Here is a 17,075-nt window from a genome sequence, read left to right on the forward strand (position 1 = left end):
TGTGCGTAATTGGGAATTGGATAAAGAAGGAAGAGAGAAGAAGGAAGAAGGAAGAAATAGCTATTCGTGTACCGATGACTTGCGTGTCTTGCTTGTGGTAATTGCAAATTGGTAATTGCAAATTGCAAATTGGTAATTACTGATTTTTTGGCGCTATTCGCTATTAGTTGTCACCGATTACCGATTACCGATTTGCAATTACCAATTATCCGTTACCAAATTTATCTTGGCGAACCGCCGCCTCAGCTTGACTGACAAAATCGTGAACGAGGGCGCGGTACTCCTTCAAAGTTTCAGATACCCAATCTCGATCCTCGCTGTTGGCGAAGATATGAACGGTCGGTTCACTAGCATCGGGCAAAACTAATACCCAATTGTCGTCGCTGTAGTTAAAAATCTTCACTCCATCTACTAATTCTAAACGATCGGGCGAATGAGTTTCTACTAAATGCCGCATCAGCGAACCCTTGACCGTCCAAGGACAGCGGACGCTGTAACTGCGGTGGGTGACGCGGGGAAGTTCGGCTTTGATCTGTCCGAGCGATCGCTCCTGAATCGTCATCATTTCTATCACTTTAGCAATGCAGAACATTCCGTCAAATCCGGGATGCAATTGCGGGAAAATAAAACCCATAAGACCGCTGCCGCCCAAAACCACATTCGGGTTCCTGTTAGCGGCTTCCATCAAAGCAGTTGGGTTCGCCTTCGTGCGGATTACCTTGCTTTGATAGCGGCGGGCGATCGCCTCCACCGCAGAAGAGGCATTCACCGGCACTACTACTGTACCTTTGGGATCAGAAGTCAGCATCAAATTTACCATCAACGCCGTCAGCATTTCCCCGCGAATGGCTATCCCAGACTCATCTACCAAAATGAGCTGTTCGCCGTTAGCCGACACCTGCACTCCAAAATTAGCGCTGAGTGCTTTCACCACCCGGCCGAGTTGGTCGAGCAAATATTCCCGTTCGCCGTTACTCAGAGAAGTCTGTTTGAGACTCGCATTGAGCACCACCGCATCGCAGCCGAACTTAGCAAGCATTTGCGGCAGAATTGCTCCGGAAACTGCGTAAACGTAATCGATTACCACCTTAGTATTGCTGTAGCGTATTGCCTCAACATTCATCTGCCGCTCAAAAATGCGGTTGTAAACGTCGAGAGCTTGGTTAAAGTACGACATCTCTCCAATTTCGGGAATTAGAGCCCGCCGCAAATCTTCCTTAAAATAAGCGCCCTCGATTTTTTTCTCAGCAGCTTTAGTAATATTGATGCCTTTGATATCGAAGAATTCAATTAAAATGTGGTCGGATCGATCGGGCGAAATGCGAACGTGAATGCCGCCAGCAACCGATAGCGTAGACGAAACCGTGCGCGCGATCGGAATTGCCGTCGATTCCAAATTGACCACATTAATTCCTACCGACATCAAACCTGCAATCAAAGACCTCGAAACCATCCGCGAAATGCTCCGCTGGTCGCGAGATACCGATACCGAAGTCCCGGGTTTCAAAGTCGAGCCGTAAGCCGCGCCCAATTTCACCGCGAATTCCGGGGTAATATCCACATTTGCCAGCCCTTGAACGCCGCGCTGACCGAACAAATTCCGCTTAGCTTGTTCTCCCCAAATTAAATTTTGATTTAACAGAGCGCCGGATTCAATATTTTTGCTCGGCCAGATGCGCACGCTTGGCCCCACTTGCGCTTCTTCTCCCACGATCGACATAGAACCGACGATCGCACCTTCCAATACATGAGCGCGCCTGTCTACGCGGGTGCTGCGGCAAATCACGCAGGCCCTAAGGTGAGCGTCTTCGCCGACAATTGCTCCGTTCCAGACGATGGGACGTTTGAGGTTGGCATCGGCCCCGACTGTCACGTTATCTCCGATCACCGTACCGGCATCGATTTTAACTCGGGCTCCAATCCTACAATTGCTGCCGATCATCGCCGGTGCTTCGACGATCGCGCTATCGTCAATAAAAGTATTCTGACCGACCCAAACTCCCGATCGAACTTGGTTGTAGTAGGTCAAATCCAGTTTGACCTTTCCCCGCAGCGCGTCGTACTGAGCTTCCCGGTAAACATCAAGCTGGCCGACATCGCACCAGTAACCCTCGGCGATGTAACCGTACATCGGCTCGTTTTTTTCCAGCAGCAAGGGAAACAAGTCTTTCGAGAAGTCGCACTCTTTATTTGCAGGCAGGTAGTCCAATACTTCCGGTTCTAAAATGTAGGTGCCGGTATTGACGGTATCGGAGAAAATTTCACTGCTAGAAGGCTTTTCCAGAAAGCGGTTGATGCGGTAATTTTCCTCGGTAATCACGACCCCGAATTCCATCGGATTGGGAACGCGAGTTAAAATTAACGTGGCTTTGGATTGCTTGCTGCGGTGAAATTCGATCGCTTCCGTTAAGTCGAAGTCTGTGATGCTGTCGCCACTGATGACCAGAAAAGTTCGATCGAGCAATTCAGCAATATTTTTGACGCAACCAGCAGTACCCAGCGGTTGGTCTTCCTCCACAGCGTAAGTCATTTGAACGCCAAACTCTGCCCCGTCAGTAAAATATTCGCGCATGACATCGGGAAGGTAGTGCAGCGTAGCAATAATTTCCGTAATCTGATGCCTTTTTAGCAAATTGATAATGTGTTCTGCGATCGGGCGATTGAGAATCGGCACCATCGGTTTGGGCAAATCGCACGTCAGGGGTCTGAGCCTCGTTCCCGACCCCCCAGCCATCAGCACTGCACGCATAAAATCCTCCTTGCTTAGAAAGCTCTCTACCGTCATTGTCCGCTAGAAAAAGTTTGCCTGCTGTAATTCGTGGGCCGCCGGCTATCAGTTCTTAGTTAAATATCTTCGAGCAGTTACACGTCTGGGAAATCCCGATCGACCAAGCCGTCCCCCAACAGCAACCGATTTCAACCGCATTAGAACTTGCGGCGCCGCACCAATCCCCCGGTCGAGTTCGGATTTGTAGGGGATGTTGGGTAATACCAGTTTAAAAAAAGAATGCAACTGTAGGTCAGCTCCAAACCCTTATCTCATCAGTCATTCCCAATTCTTTAATTCTTCAATTCTTCAATCTAAAATGGTATACGTCCTCAGAATCATCGACTTTTGGCAGAAGTCCCTTCTTCTGCTTGCTCGGTGAAAGCTATTTTGGGGGTGTTATTTTTAAGTTTGTGACCGGCGGGGATTTTGAAGTCTCTTTCTGAAGGTGGAATTACTACAGGTATCGGTGCGGCTCGGCGTCTGATAAATGATAGATTAAGAGTAGCGCTTTGACTAGCTGACCCAAAATCCTATCCATTGCTTAGGGGTTTTTTAAATGAGTACGTTAATTAGCTTGGCATTGCTAGTCGCTTACGGCGGCGGTATTTGGAAATTTTGGAATGGTTTCGATCGCACTAACTTCGACAGAAGTTTTACAAATCGCCTGAAGCTGTCTCTGCTGTGGCCCGCGTTAATTTTTAATAAGCCTTACCGCCAAAACTTTACAAAAGCTCTCAAAGCCACTAAAAGGTAATTCAAGAATGTCTAAAAAGTCGGATCGCCCAGTGGCGGGTCAGGAGCAGACTTGGTTTGCTAAAGGAAAATCAGATAGCTGGCAAGTTTTACTGTCGCAAGTGGCCTCTCGGTTCGATCGCGAATACCGAGGAGAAGCTTTCGCTTTACCCGAAGAAGTCGAATCAATGCCGATTTTCTTGGAATCAGTCGCAGGAACTCTCCAAGCAAAAACAGTTTCTCCCTTCTGGAAAATTGCCAAACCTCAAAAAAATCAGCGCTGTTTAGACATTGGCTGCGGAGTCAGCTTTCTCATCTACCCTTGGCGGGATTGGGAAGCATATTTTTACGGTCAAGAAATCAGCAGCGCAGCGCGAGACGCCTTAAACGCTCGCGGCCCTCAGCTCAATTCTAAGCTGTTCAAAGGCGTAGAATGGGCCCCCGCTCACCAGTTAAATTACGAAGAGGCTCAGTTCGATTTATGCCTCGCTACAGGCTTTAGCTGTTACTATCCCATAGACTATTGGAGTATTGTTATGGGAGAAGTAAAGCGGGTACTAAAACCGGGCGGTCATTTTGTTTTTGATGTCCTCAATCCCAATTCTCCTCTAGCAGAAGATTGGGCTATTTTGGAGACTTATCGAGCCGGAGAAGTATTTTTAGAGACAATAGAAGATTGGGAAAAAATGATGAAAGCTGCTGGCGCTAAGGTAGTAAAAAAGCAAAGTGGCGACTTATTTCAAATGTATAAAGTTCAATACAATTGAGAGGTTAAGGTAATAGGTAATTAGGTTTGCAGTCAGGACGACCGTCGTCAAAAGTCCGGGTCTGGCAGACGAAAAACAATTTGATTATCAGTTAAGAAAGTAGGGTGCGTCAGCAAGTAGAAATTTGTTTGAGAAGTAACAAATATCGAAGCTGACGCACCCTACTAACTACTAACTCACAATAGTGAAGCAAGCAGATTGGATATTACCAATTCCCCATTCCCAATTACCCATTCCCAATTAATTTTCGGTAGCGGCGGGAGATGGCGTAGCTTCCGGCGACGGTGACACTTCGGCGGGAGATGGCGCAGCTTCCGGCGACGGCGACGGCGACACTTCGGCGGGAGATGGCGCAGCTTCCGGCGAGGGCTGCGGGGACACTTCGGGGGCGGGAGATGGTGCAGGTTCCGGCGACGGCGACACTTCGGGGGCGGGAGATGGCGCAGCTTCCGGCGGGGACTCTTCGGCGGGCTGCGGTTGAGGAGAAGGTGACTGTTCGGCGGCTGGTTTCGGTTGAGGTGAGGGCGAGGGTTGGGCGGCTGGCTTTTGTACCGGCGGCGAGGTTTGAGCCCCAGGCTTCGGTTTGTTTGACGGGGCCGGCGGCTTCTCAAACTGCGGTTTCACTTCAGCAGGCGCTGGGGAGGGCTGCTGGTTTGTGGGTTTGGGCCCTGTCGGGGTTACCGTTGGCCGCTGCTGGCCTGCTGGGTTGGGCCTGGTTGGGGTGGTGGATGGGGTGACAGGAATGCCGCTGCAAATTTTTTCGTCGTATTTAAACGGGATAGCTACTTGGTAAAGCTTGTGCGTGCTGGCAGCAGAAAATGTTAGAGAAGGGTTAATAATCGCAGTTTTAGCAGCATTGTCGAGAATGCCGTAACCCGTCGGGACGATCGCTTGAGGCTCGGCTTTGAGCAAACCTTGAGGGCTGACAACTGCTCCGAAAACTGCTACTCCTTCGAGTTTTTGCGAGCAAGCTGCTAGGGGATAAGGGATATTCACAGGAGTCGGCCCCGTCATTTCCAAGTCAGGATAAGCCTTTTTGAATCTCTCAAACAAAGCAACATAGGTATTTGCAGCCGCAAGCTGTGTCTCTCTGTCGGTGGGTAAGTTTGAACTCGGTTGGTCGGACTGTCCTAGCTGTCGCTGTCCCTCTTCAAATTGTTGCCTCTTGATTCTTTCTTCGGGAGTTTCTGCGATGAGATTCCTTTTATTGGGATCTTTTTGAGTCAACTTTGGTACTCCATCGGGTCCCACATTCCTGCCAGCAATTGGGAATTCTGGGGTAAAGACTGGAGCTCCGTCTGGAAATAGTGGGAGTCCGCCTCTACTGGCTATGATCTTTTTGAGCGTCTCTGCTTCATCTTCCGAGGCGCTGCCGGGAAGCTGGGGCACTTCTGTCAAAGATGGCGGCGGCGGGATATTGCGATCGAAATTACCGGGCAAGGGCGGGAAAATCAAACCGCTGGGAGGTACTGGCGGGACGAAAGTGGGTGTTGGCTGGGAGGGGGCTCTGAATGTTGGGGATGGAGTTTTCGGAGGTGGCGGAGCTGCTGTTGGGGCGGCAGAGGGCGGGAGAGGGGAATAAGGGAGGGGGGAAAAGAATCCAGGAGGGGGCATTCCCGGCGGTAGGGCGGGCAAGTTGATAGCTGGAGGTGCGGGAGGCAAAGGCGGGGCTAACTTGGGCGAGGCGGGCAAGGGAACTGGTGCGATCGAAAATGGCGTAAATCGCGTATTAGACGGTTTCGGTGGTATGGTTTGTGGCAGGCGGCCGGCCTCTGTGGGAGTTAGTTCTACCAAGCCGACAGAACCGGGGATATTTTTTGAGGAATTTCCACCATAAAGTATGTTTGAGAGCGTCGGGGCGCTTACTCCGAGGACTCCGTGCAGGCTGACAGAAGCTAGGGCTGCCCACCAAAAAGGCTGACGCAGCGGTTCAGAAAGGGTGTTGGCTAGGGAGGAAGAGTCAGTCATTTAAATTTTAGATTTTAGATTTTAGATTTTAGATTGGGGGATTGGGAGATGGTTAGATTTTAGATTGGGGGATTGAGGGATTGGGAGATTGTTAGATGTTAGATTTTAGATTGGGGCATTGGGAGATTGTGAGATTTTAGATTGGGGGATTGCGGGATTGGGGGATTGAGTGATTGGGGGATTGGTAATTTATATTGTTGTGGTTGTGATTGAGTGTGAATTCGTTTTAATGAGGAGAGGTTGGGAATTCAAAGGTATAATTTTAGCACGGTCGGTATCGAAATTGCCCGATCGACTTTTATTTAGATTCCACGACCCTCAACTCAAGCACTCAAGCGTAGAAAGCGGGTTTCTTGACGGATTCAACCTGAGAACCGAGATTTTTCTTCGCTGTTGTAGCAACTGCCAATAGGGTTAGGACGTTCTTAATTGCTGAAAGCATTGTTTTTCTTTCCGAATGCCTTTTGCCGAACCCTATACTCGGTTTCTCAGCTATTGTTGAGAATGGTGAGCGGGGCGTCAGACGGGCCGGACTGGGGCGAGCAAAAAACAGACTGCGCCGCTGCTATACCGTCTTTTTCCGGGATCTGGAGCGCCACTAATTAATTAAACACGATCGATCCGTTCGATCGACTCCTGTTTCCAATTCGGTTACACAACCGGATTCATCCGTGGAAGTAATTATTCAATCCAAAATCCAAAATCGATGGATTCACCAGCGATAGCGGTAATTTTTAAAAGGAGCTCCCTCGATGGTGAGCAAGTCGATGGGATAAATCGGAGCGCCGCTTGCCATATATTGAAACATTTCCCGAACTTCCTCTCCCCGTAGAGACAACTGGTCTAATTCTTTGAGAGAATACCAGCCGGCGCACAAAGTATGCTCGTCCGGCTTGCTCTTGGGCGGCGTCTTATCTTCTGGACGAGCCACAAAAATGACTCGGAGGCGCACATTACCCCTAGGCATCACTGTGTGCTCTACCCTGAGAATTCCCTCAACGATGACGGAAATGCCCGCTTCCTCAATGGTATTGCGCATAGCAGCTTCGAGCAAAGTCTCCCCTTTTTCCACTCGCCCTGCTGGGAGATACCACTGCTGCTCGTACTTGCGCTCTTGTACCAGTAGAAAACGGTCTTCTAAGTGAACGACAACTAGGGTAAAATACCATGTTTGAATCGGCTCGCGAGCCATAGAAGTAGATATTCCCTAAGCAAAAGGTTTAACGAGCGGCAGATGTTAGCAATCCAAAGAATGCTTCGGCAAGTGTCTTTGAACTTGAAAAACAGATCGTAGCACTCCGGCCGCAAAATCTAAAATCTAAAATCTAAAATTGACAATGCCATTACCAACCGTGATTTTACCAGGATATTTTGCTGCTGCTTCCGACTATCGCGAATTAGAAAAATCTCTGGTCGATCGAGGTTTCCCAACAGTAACAGTGCCTCTGGGCAAGGGAGATTGGTTGCCGACTTTTGGCGGGCGATCGATGGTGCCAATTTTGCGACAGCTCGATCGCACAGTCAAACAAATGTTACAGCAATACGGCGTTCCCCAGATCAATCTCGTCGGTCATTCCGCCGGTGGCTGGATTTCTCGCATCTATTTGGGCGAAAAGCCTTACACGATTCACGGCGACGTGCTTGAGGACGCGGGTTTGTGGGAAGCTCACCCTTATGTGAATACTTTAATCACTTTAGGCACGCCGCACGTCTCTCAAGAGCGCTGGACGCGCAAAAATCTAGATTTTGTCAAAATTCACTATCCGGGGGCTTTTCACCCGCAGGTGCGCTACGTGTGCGCTGCTGGGAAGGCTGTTTTTGGCAAGCGCGGTTTAGGGACTTGGCTGGCTTATAAAAGTTACGAGTTGACTGTGGGGAAGGGCGAAACTTGGGGAGATGGAATTACGCCGGTGGAAGCTGCTGTTTTGGACGGGGCCGAAAATTTGGTATTGGAAGGGGTTTGGCATTCGCCTCGTTCTCCGGGGAAGTGGTACGGTTCGCCGGACGTTTTGCCCGCTTGGATTGAGTATTTGCGTTAGAAACGAACCGCGAAGAGGCGAAGGACGCGAAGGAAGAAGCAGAAGGTTTAAGGGGTGGATTTAGTTAGAATTTGATATTACGAGCGAGTTTAGTGCGGCAAAACTCGCTCCCGCGATGCTATGTTTGCTTAAATTTTTATCGCTAACTCTATTGAGTTAAAAAATATTTTATGTGGCATCATCGCTAAGATTCAGAAGTCACGGCGAACCACACAATCAAATTCTACGTTGGCTGGGGTGGAATTGGGCGACAATGCTACTGTGCGCTTGGAGGCAGATAAGGAACCTCAGCCGGATGGTTTGTGGAGAATTGATGCGGGAGGTCGATCGCAAATTAGGGATGATGATTATGTGCGATCGCACTCCGTAGAATCATCGCAGTGTTTGGTATTTGGTGCGAGGGGCGATCGCACTTTCATTTTAGGCGATCGATCATCAGAAAAAATAAAGGGCGATGTTATGCGATGTTATTTTCTTTAACTTCTGCGATCGGATCAACAATAGCTACCAAAGCAACCGGAATCGGTACGAAATAACTTGACTCTTCATCTAAAAAATCATCGCCACCCATGCTGAAAGAATCTTGAACCCATTTAGAGATATCCCGCCCTGCTGATTTTGCCAGCTCGATTACTTCGGATGATAGAGAGACTACACCTTGAACAATTTGCGCCTCTAAGAAAGTAATCATGTCATGTACTTCAATAGCAGAAGCACCATCGGGATTGACTGGCTGACTAAAATCAGTTGTAAAAGTGTAGTATGTCAAGTATTTAGCTGAGTCTGATGATTTGTTTTTCTCTAATTCTCGTAATGGATGGGTTGCAAACAGCAAGTAAGAGCAGCCTTTAAGATTGGGAGAATGTTCGCAGAGCTTTTGTGCAGAAACAGCCATAAAATCCGCTTGTCTTTGTCTAGAAAGAGACTGGGTTAAGGCTCCAATTGGATCAATGTCAAAAAAAGGTTGATGTTTTTTGTACCTCCCTCACTTTCTTTCTGGTTCCAAGGCAGCAACCCTGCTAATCCATTGGGATTTTTTTCTTGGCTAAAAAGAGCAAATTCTGGGTCAAAGTTAAATTTTCTATCTTTTTTGTTTTTCTGCTTGATTACGAGAACTTCAGAAACTGCTGACTCCATCTCTGTTTTCTCTTCTCCAAAAACAGGACGTTGCCATTCTTTGGATTCAAAAATTAATTTATGCTTGTAAGTATCGTATTGAGTAACTTCCAAATTATGCCAAGTTTTGAGGCGTTTAAGTAGCTTATCGCGATCGAGAACCTCAATGGGTTTTAGCTGTTCATTTAACTTACGAAGCTCTGTCTCCATGAGATCACTGCTTTCCTTTGCTACTTGTAGAATTTTGTCTACAGTTTGTCCATCACCACTGTCATTTTCAATAGCAATTGCAATTTTGCCCTCTTGCTTATTATCAAGTTGTCCCAAAATTTTCAATTGCATACGCGGATCTGTAACTCCTGCTGTTTCCAGACGCTTTAGTAAGGCTGTATCTCTTTTTTCTGCTAATGTACCTTCTAAAATGAGATAATAGGCAGTGACATCAGAAATTTGACCTAATCGAGCAACCCTCCCATTACGTTGCATTAAAACAGCCGGATCGGGGCTGAGATCCCAATGCACAACTTTATTGGCTACTTGAAAATCTAATCCTTCATCTGCCGCAGAAGTTGCGACAAGGATGCGGTAATTTTTGTTGTTGTCGTAAAATTTCTTGACGGCTTCCTTCCGCTCATCAGCACTCATCCCCCCAGTAAGTGCAAGACTTTGGTTCTGGAAAGTTGCTTTAATAATAGCAGTAGTTTGTAAGACCTCAGTAAAAACGAGAAAACGAGAATCTGGATGTTCTTTGAGCATAGCTCTTAGCCAGTTTAGCTTGGCATTTTCAACACTTCTACCTGATTCCAACAAGTCTAGGGCTAATTTTGTCAGTTCTAATATTTCCTCTATCGTTGCTTCTAAATCTGTATCATCGTCATCATCTTGATCATTTTTTTGTTTGGCGTTCTCCAGTAGTTTTGTCTGAAATTTCTGAATAGCAGGTATATTGCCCTCCTTCAAGTGGGCAGACTCAAATGAAAAATTACTGTCAGAAGGAAATATAACCTCTTTGGCGTATCCTGTAACTGTATCTCTGTCCTCATCAAATTGCGCTAGACGTTTGGAAATGTCGCGGATTAATTTTCTTAATTGCTTAGTATCCTCTGATGTATCTGCCTTATACATTTTTTCATTTTGCCATTTTGGATGATGGCGGACACACCAACGAAATAGCCAACAAGCACCTGCAAGGGAACTACTGGTTAAACGTGTTTCAAGATGTGCAGTCGCAAACCCTCCAAAACTACCCCTATGATTTCGACAAATACGCTGTACTGTCTTTTTGATTTTTTCTAGCGTTGACAGATACTGTTCATCAGTTTTTTCGAGACTTGGCTCACCTTCGCGGTGGGGACGAACTATCATTAATTTCGGAAATAATCTATGGTCAGACCAATTACGAATCTCATCCTGTTGCCGCCAAATGACTGCTACGGGCGAATCATCTTTTGATATTGCTGCTAGAAGTTTTTCCTTGCCAATATCGTCAGCATAGGCATTTTCAAAAGCAGTTTGGTGTACCAGTAATCGCAATAAATTTGTAAATTGATTGGCAGAGCGAAAAGGTGTTGCACTCATCAAGATAACTAGCTCTGGCGGTTCGGAGTCTTTCCAGAACTCACCTGCGATCATCTGATATGCAGTTTTATAAGCTTGTGTTGTATCAATTGCCAATTCTACAGATGGCTCCCCATTGAGGTTAGCATTGCTGGCACAGTGATGACATTCATCAATGATGATGAGATTTGGTTTAACTCCTTTAGGTAGCTCTTTCTTATTCTTATCATTGAGATATCGTCTAGCAGCGTGCATACTAGCAATCCGAATACCGTTTTGGCTAATGCTATCGCCATATTCTCTAAAAGAATCTACAACACTAATAATGCTTACATCACCAGAATCTTTAATCACACTACGTAGTTTATCTCTAACATCTTCTGTTAAGCCACCAGAAGTTAGATAAAGACAACGCAAATCCTCTTTTTGAGCAATCAGCTTATCTCTTAATATTAAGCCTACTTCAATTGTTTTACCTAAACCAACTTCGTCGGCGATCAGAATTCGCTTAATGCGAGACTCATGATTCTTAACATACTGTTGTAATGCTAATTGATGAGGAAAAGGATCTTTGTCACTAGAGGTAATCCGCCCCGAATAGATATTTGCGAGTAGCTCTAATGCACCCAACCTTAGAACAGTTTTAATATGATGCTGATGCTTTAGCTCATTTTTTTCGAGGACGCTTTCACCTGCATAGTATGTATGGTTTTCCTTGAGACGTAACGATAAGTCAGGGAATTTTTCCTTAATTTTTTTCCAGTGGCGTAAGTTTTTGAAGCGGATACCTCGCCGATCTAGTACGCTGTTTTCGCTGTCAGTTGTTTCGATTGTATAAGCTAAATGGGTATAAGCATTGCGATCGCCACTACTGGGCTCAGCCCAGACTACATCTGCATGATTACCGCTCTCAGATGGGATTTCAAATAGCCTATATGTCATGCGTCTGTCCTCAGATTTTTTTTATTGGGAGCATCTCATATTTGTAAAAAGACTTCTTCCTCTTTCCTTCTGTCTCCTGCCTCCAATTTCTAGCTTGGCTGAAAAAGTGAGATGCTCCCGATCGCCATTCCCTTTCAGCAACAACACTATAAAGTTAGAACAATATATCAGGACTTACGCAACGATAGTAAATATGGTGTCTTCAGCGTCGCGATCAGATAGTTTCTCCCAGTAAAATTCTCAAGAAAGTTTGTCTTGAAATTCTGCGCTTAACTTTTCAACTTTAGAAAGCGTTGACCTTCGTTGCATTTCAGCTTCATACATCTCACGCGCTTGTTGCATGAGAAATTCATCGGGAGCCTTCGGAAATTGCTGTTTGAGTGTTGTAGTAATCTTGCGAAACAAATCAGTATTCATAAATTACATCCTCAACAGTTACTTACTTAATATTAACCTGAGTTCGATATAAGTTGCAATTCACTTTTCCCCGCAAGGGGATTGAAGCTCTCTTCTCGCTCTCGTAATAGAATATAGTAATGGCAAGAAAAAGTCGTCCTAAAAGGACGGCGTTTTCAACCCAATTTCTGATAAACTCGCACAAACAAAAACCGGGCAACTCCACAGCTACCCGGCAATCGAAACTTTAGACTCCAGATAAATCTAAAATCTAAAACCTAAAATTCTTAAACAGCCACAGTCTTCTTAGCAGAAGAGCTCAATTCGCCCTTAGCATACTTAGCTGCAAAATCATCCAAAGACACTTGCTTAATCTTTGTACCGTTACCGGCGCAACCAAAAGAGTTGTAGCGATCGCTACAAACCTTCTGCATATACTTGATCGACGGCTTCAAGAAGTGGCGGGGGTCAAACTCATCGGGCTTGGCAAACAAAGCTTCGCGCACCGCAGCGGTAATCGCCAAACGGTTGTCAGTATCGATATTGATCTTGCGAACGCCGCACTTGATGCCCTTTTGAATTTCTTCCACAGGTACGCCGTAGGTTTCGCGGATTTTGCCGCCGTTGCTGTTGATGATTTCCAGCAATTCTTGGGGCACAGAAGAAGAACCGTGCATTACCAAGTGAGTATTCGGCAAGCGGCGGTGAATTTCTTCAATGCGGCTGATTGCCAAAATTTCGCCAGTCGGCTTGCGAGTGAACTTGTAAGCGCCGTGAGAAGTGCCGATCGCGACTGCTAGAGCATCAACGCCGGTTTGCTCGACGAAATCAACAGCTTGTTCAGGATCTGTCAGCAACTGATCGTGAGAAAGCGCACCTTCAAAGCCGTGGCCGTCTTCTGCTTCGCCCATCCCTGTTTCCAGAGAACCCAAACAACCCAGTTCGCCTTCAACGCTAACGCCGATCGAATGAGCCACTTTCACCACTTCGCGAGTAACTTCAACGTTGTACTCGTAGCTGGCGGGAGTCTTAGCATCCGCTTCCAGAGAACCGTCCATCATCACGCTGGTGAAACCTTGGCGCATGGCAGAATAGCAAGTGCCGGGGGCATTGCCGTGGTCTTGGTGCATGGAAATGGGAATGTGAGGATAGGTTTCAACTGCTGCCAAAATCAAGTGGCGCAGGAAATTTTCGCCAGCGTAGGAGCGAGCGCCGCGAGAAGCTTGCAGAATCACAGGGCTGTTGGTTTCGTCAGCAGCGCGCATGATCGCTTGGATTTGCTCCATGTTGTTGACATTGTAAGCCGGTAGGCCGTAACCATTTTCAGCCGCGTGGTCGAGCAGCAATCGCATAGGTACAAGCGCCATAGATATTCCTCCTAATTATTTGTGATTTTTGGGCAGTGAATTTTGGACAAGCTCAATTCTTACGATAATATTAAGACAATTTGCCACCGATCGCGCACTATCTTTCCAGATTTACTTAAAAGTTCAAAAAACAAAATTTTGAGTTCCGAGCATTCCACTCAAAACTCAAAATTTTTAACTCACCAATTTTTTATGGGTCGCCCGGGATTTGAACCCGAGACCAATCGGTTAAAAGCCGAATGCTCTACCGCTGAGCTAGCGACCCGAGAAAACATTGTTACCGCACACAATTTCTAATAGTAGCACCCCTCATTTGAAATAGCAAGTGTTTTTTAAATAAAATTTGCAGTCATGCGAACCAGCATCTCGCAAGTCGCTCCCGGCTGCAAATAAATCAAGTGTTCGCCAGTATTGAGGGCATTTCGAGGAGCAGTCCAAGGTTCCAAACAGTAAAAATCCTTGCCCTTTACCATCCAGAAAACCAACTTCCCATAGCTGGAGTTGTAACTGAGGGTGAGCCGCAAGCCCTGGGCAGCGTCAGTGACAGTAGCAGCAAGACCAGTGAGTTCGTCAAAGGAAACATCAATTTCATCCAGCATCGGGTCAAAAACGCCGGTGAAGTAACCTTTTTGGTGCGTGTTCTGATCTCTGTACTGCATCCCCGGAATCTCAAACCGGAGCTTAGATTTGTCCGTCGCCAAAAAGTAGGGGTGCAAACCACTAGAAAACGGCATGGGTTCGGCAGACAGATTGGTGTATCGCTGAAAAATTTCCAAAGAATTGCCTTTAATCTGATAAGTGAAGGCGAGTTGGAAATCAAAGGGATAAACAGCCAGCGTCTTGTCGCTGCTGTCGAGAATCAGGGTAAGAGCGGCGCAACCCTCCGTAACTTGTTCGCCTATTCTCCAAGGCAAGTCTCGGGCAAAGCCGTGCTGTTTGAGCTTATGCTGCACTCCCTTGTGGGTGTAAGTATTGTCGGGGAGATTGCTGCAGATGGGAAACAGGATGGGAATCCCGCCGCGTACAGTCAGATCGGGATTGGCGAACCGTTCCGCGTCCAAGTATAAGATTTCTTTGCCTTCAACCAGCCAGCTAGTGGCAATACCGCCCCGTTCCGGCACTACTTCTAGAGTAGAGTTAGCGGTTTCGTCGGAGAGGATATAGGTTTTGTACTGCTTTTGCTTGAGCGCGATCGCAAACACATTTGTCATCGGTAGTAGGTCATTGATCATTGGTTGTCAGTAAATCAGTCGTTAATAATTGGTCGCTGGTATGTTGATGTTCACCCATTACCGCTCCTATCCTCCCCCTGCATCCTCGCTCCGACCCCCAGCGGCTAACCAATGCTTCCAGCTATAGAAGGCAGGGCGATCCGCTGCTTGGAGCGGTTACTGCTTGTACCTGGAACGATCGCGGAGGTCGGCTGTTCTTTGAGTGCGACTTCAAAAGATACAGCCCGAGTGGGGGGAAGATAGCTTTGGGGACTCGGCACTGCTCCTTGACTGGGAGATGGAGGCGCAATAAACGGTTCTTTGATGAATGGCTCTTTCGTAAACGGCTCTGCTTCCCGGCTGGGATTTTGAGGTTGAGTCGGGTAGATGCGCGGTGGCAAATTTTGATTTTCAGGCGGGTTGGACTCAATTGCAGGCCCCGTCCCGTTCGGGAACAATGAAGAGTTGTCCGGCTGTTTGGGCGCAGCCGGCAAAGCCGGCAAAATCAAAGTTGGTTTGGGTTGTCCGGGGCCTTGCAGAGTGCTTTCACCGGAGGTTCCCCCGGAACCCCGCCCGGGCTGGTAAGTACCGCTCTTTGCTGCTCCGGGCAACGGAGAAGTTGGAGTTTTTGGTGCTGCTCCTGGCTGGACTAGGGCATCAAGAACTACAGAAGATCGCATCGGTCGATCGAAAATACTAGAAATTTGCTCAACGTGTTTGAGGATGCGATCTGCTGCTGCTCCCTCCACCACCTTCGGCTGAAACTTTTTCACCTCCACAGGCAGAAACTCTACCTTCATACTCCTGTCTTTGAGCGATACTTTCAGGACTGCGGTATCATAATCCCTGCGAGCATTCCCGCCGAATATAAAATTACCGAGCGAGTAAACAATCGGGCGGCCCTTGTAAATTTCTGCACCTTGCAGGACCTGGGGGTGGTGTCCCACCACCAAATCAGCTCCTTGGTCGATCGTGAACCGAGCCAAATCAATCTGCCAGTCCCCCGGATAATCTGCCAATTCGACTCCCCAGTGGTAATTAACAATAATCCAGTCTACCTGACCCCTGAGAGCTCGAATATCCTCTGCCACGCGATTGTTGCGGCGGGGGTTAGTGCCCGCTTTGCCTTGGTCGGCGGCGTGAAGGTCGGCATCGTAATAACTGAGGTAGGCGAGCCGCTGACCCTTAACCTCAATAATATCTGGACGCCTTGCTTCTTTAATATCTCTACCGGCTCCCAGGTGTTGAAGCCGACTATTATCTAAAGTATTTATAGTCTCCACCAGCCCCGGTTCCTCGTAATCCATAGCGTGGCTATTTGCCAGATTGACAATATCCACTCCTCCTGCTGTTAATACTTTCACCGATTCTGGATCGGCTTTAAAATTTAATTGTTTTTTGCCCGATCCCAATGTAGAGCGAGTCAGAGAGTTTTCTAGGTTAACCATTGCCACATCTGCTTGCCGGTACTCGTCCATATTGGCGAAAGCCCAATGGTAATCCTTGCCTGCAGCAGATGCTCCGAGCGCATCCGATAGATTCACATTTCCTCCGAACATCAGCGTTACGGTTGGGTCGTAAGGATTAGCAACTTGCTTTTGCTGTACTACTGGTACCACTTCTAAGGCCGCTTGCACCGTATCCGCACGTTTTGGAGGCGGCCCCGATATTACCCCAGCTTGCTGATACCCGGATACTGGGGATACTAACCGCAGGGTAAGAGCCTCGTGGTAGCTCACCCAACACCCTAAAATAAATGAGGCAAGTGCCGAGCCCACTAGCAGCAGAGAACGATACGTTTTAAATTTAACCCAATCGACGGCCTGTAGGGAACGGTAACGCCGCTGCTGGCGGTTTGCCGGAGTGACAATTCGCACTGACTGTTTCCAGAGAATTTCTGGTTCCCCAGCCAAGCGCGCGTGAATTCGCACTCCTTGTACTGCTGGCGAGTTGAGCCTCCAGAGTTGATGGCAAATAAATTTGACTAAGCCTTCCCGGAGAGTGCTCCCCAGTAATCTAGTATCTGGCGCAAATTCGCGCTGAAATTCTACGAGGATTTGGACGCAGCCTGCCTGAGCCTGTTCGACGCGGGCATAAATCCCTTCGGGTCGCAGCAAGCTGTCAATCCAGTAATTGAGGGCTTGAAAGTTGCCCGATCGCGCTAGATCCAAGATAGACGGCTGCGACCAATTTTCTGCGTACACCATCAA

At 47.5% G+C, this 17,075-nt stretch carries 13 protein-coding genes and 1 tRNA gene; 4 read left to right on the plus strand and 10 right to left on the minus strand.

The genetic code is table 11. The features are described 5' to 3' along the window. Positions 1-205: 205 nt before the first annotated feature. Positions 206-2,749, minus strand: coding sequence for a mannose-1-phosphate guanyltransferase (locus QUA20_RS14125; RefSeq protein WP_333189439.1), 2,544 nt, complete (start codon positions 2,747-2,749; stop codon positions 206-208). A gap of 577 nt (positions 2,750-3,326) precedes the next feature. Here QUA20_RS14125 and QUA20_RS14130 point away from each other — a divergent pair. Both QUA20_RS14130 and QUA20_RS14135 read left to right on the plus strand, forming a co-directional pair. Further along, complete coding sequence (locus tag QUA20_RS14130) at positions 3,327-3,524, plus strand: hypothetical protein (protein ID WP_333189440.1); 198 nt, start codon at positions 3,327-3,329, stop codon at positions 3,522-3,524. A gap of 7 nt (positions 3,525-3,531) precedes the next feature. Next, the gene (locus QUA20_RS14135; protein ID WP_333189441.1) at positions 3,532-4,269 is read left to right on the plus strand and encodes a class I SAM-dependent methyltransferase; all 738 of its coding nucleotides are present in this window, start codon (positions 3,532-3,534) and stop codon (positions 4,267-4,269) included. 240 nt (positions 4,270-4,509) lie between these two features. Here QUA20_RS14135 and QUA20_RS14140 read toward each other — a convergent pair whose 3' ends face one another. After that, on the minus strand, positions 4,510-6,237 hold the full coding sequence (locus QUA20_RS14140; protein ID WP_333189442.1) for a hypothetical protein: 1,728 nt from the start codon (positions 6,235-6,237) through the stop codon (positions 4,510-4,512). A gap of 712 nt (positions 6,238-6,949) precedes the next feature. Next, positions 6,950-7,429 (minus strand): NUDIX domain-containing protein, encoded by a 480-nt coding sequence (locus QUA20_RS14145; RefSeq protein WP_172185172.1) that lies wholly within the window; start codon positions 7,427-7,429, stop codon positions 6,950-6,952. Between the two features lie 145 nt (positions 7,430-7,574). Between QUA20_RS14145 and QUA20_RS14150 the strand changes: the two genes are divergently transcribed. Both QUA20_RS14150 and QUA20_RS14155 read left to right on the plus strand, forming a co-directional pair. Next, positions 7,575-8,276: an alpha/beta fold hydrolase gene (locus QUA20_RS14150; RefSeq protein WP_333189443.1), complete on the plus strand. Its 702-nt coding sequence runs from the start codon at positions 7,575-7,577 to the stop codon at positions 8,274-8,276. Between the two features lie 228 nt (positions 8,277-8,504). Beyond that, positions 8,505-8,756, plus strand: a complete 252-nt coding sequence (locus QUA20_RS14155; RefSeq protein WP_333189444.1) for a hypothetical protein — start codon at positions 8,505-8,507, stop codon at positions 8,754-8,756. On the opposite strand, the gene QUA20_RS14160 is transcribed toward QUA20_RS14155, so the two are convergent. From QUA20_RS14160 to QUA20_RS14190, 7 genes are all read right to left on the minus strand, one after another. Then, on the minus strand, positions 8,734-9,171 hold the full coding sequence (locus QUA20_RS14160) for a hypothetical protein (RefSeq protein ID WP_333189445.1): 438 nt from the start codon (positions 9,169-9,171) through the stop codon (positions 8,734-8,736). The genes QUA20_RS14155 and QUA20_RS14160 overlap by 23 nt on opposite strands. Positions 9,172-9,206: 35 nt before the next feature. Next, positions 9,207-11,891: a helicase-related protein gene (locus QUA20_RS14165; RefSeq protein WP_333189446.1), complete on the minus strand. Its 2,685-nt coding sequence runs from the start codon at positions 11,889-11,891 to the stop codon at positions 9,207-9,209. Positions 11,892-12,131: 240 nt separating this feature from the next. Continuing rightward, positions 12,132-12,308 (minus strand): hypothetical protein, encoded by a 177-nt coding sequence (locus QUA20_RS14170; protein WP_333189447.1) that lies wholly within the window; start codon positions 12,306-12,308, stop codon positions 12,132-12,134. 266 nt (positions 12,309-12,574) lie between these two features. Then, a complete protein-coding gene (gene fba / locus QUA20_RS14175; RefSeq protein ID WP_015177149.1) occupies positions 12,575-13,654 on the minus strand; it encodes a class II fructose-bisphosphate aldolase in 1,080 nt (359 codons plus the stop codon). A gap of 193 nt (positions 13,655-13,847) precedes the next feature. Further along, positions 13,848-13,919 (minus strand) — tRNA-Lys (locus tag QUA20_RS14180). Between the two features lie 67 nt (positions 13,920-13,986). Continuing rightward, complete coding sequence (locus QUA20_RS14185; RefSeq protein ID WP_445301589.1) at positions 13,987-14,856, minus strand: aldose epimerase family protein; 870 nt, start codon at positions 14,854-14,856, stop codon at positions 13,987-13,989. Positions 14,857-14,990: 134 nt separating this feature from the next. Further along, positions 14,991-17,072, minus strand: a complete 2,082-nt coding sequence (locus QUA20_RS14190) for a CapA family protein (RefSeq protein WP_333189449.1) — start codon at positions 17,070-17,072, stop codon at positions 14,991-14,993. Positions 17,073-17,075: the final 3 nt, after the last annotated feature.

The organism is Microcoleus sp. Pol7_A1, from assembly GCF_036701085.1.
Classification (GTDB): Bacteria; Cyanobacteriota; Cyanobacteriia; order Cyanobacteriales; family Microcoleaceae; genus Microcoleus; species Microcoleus asticus.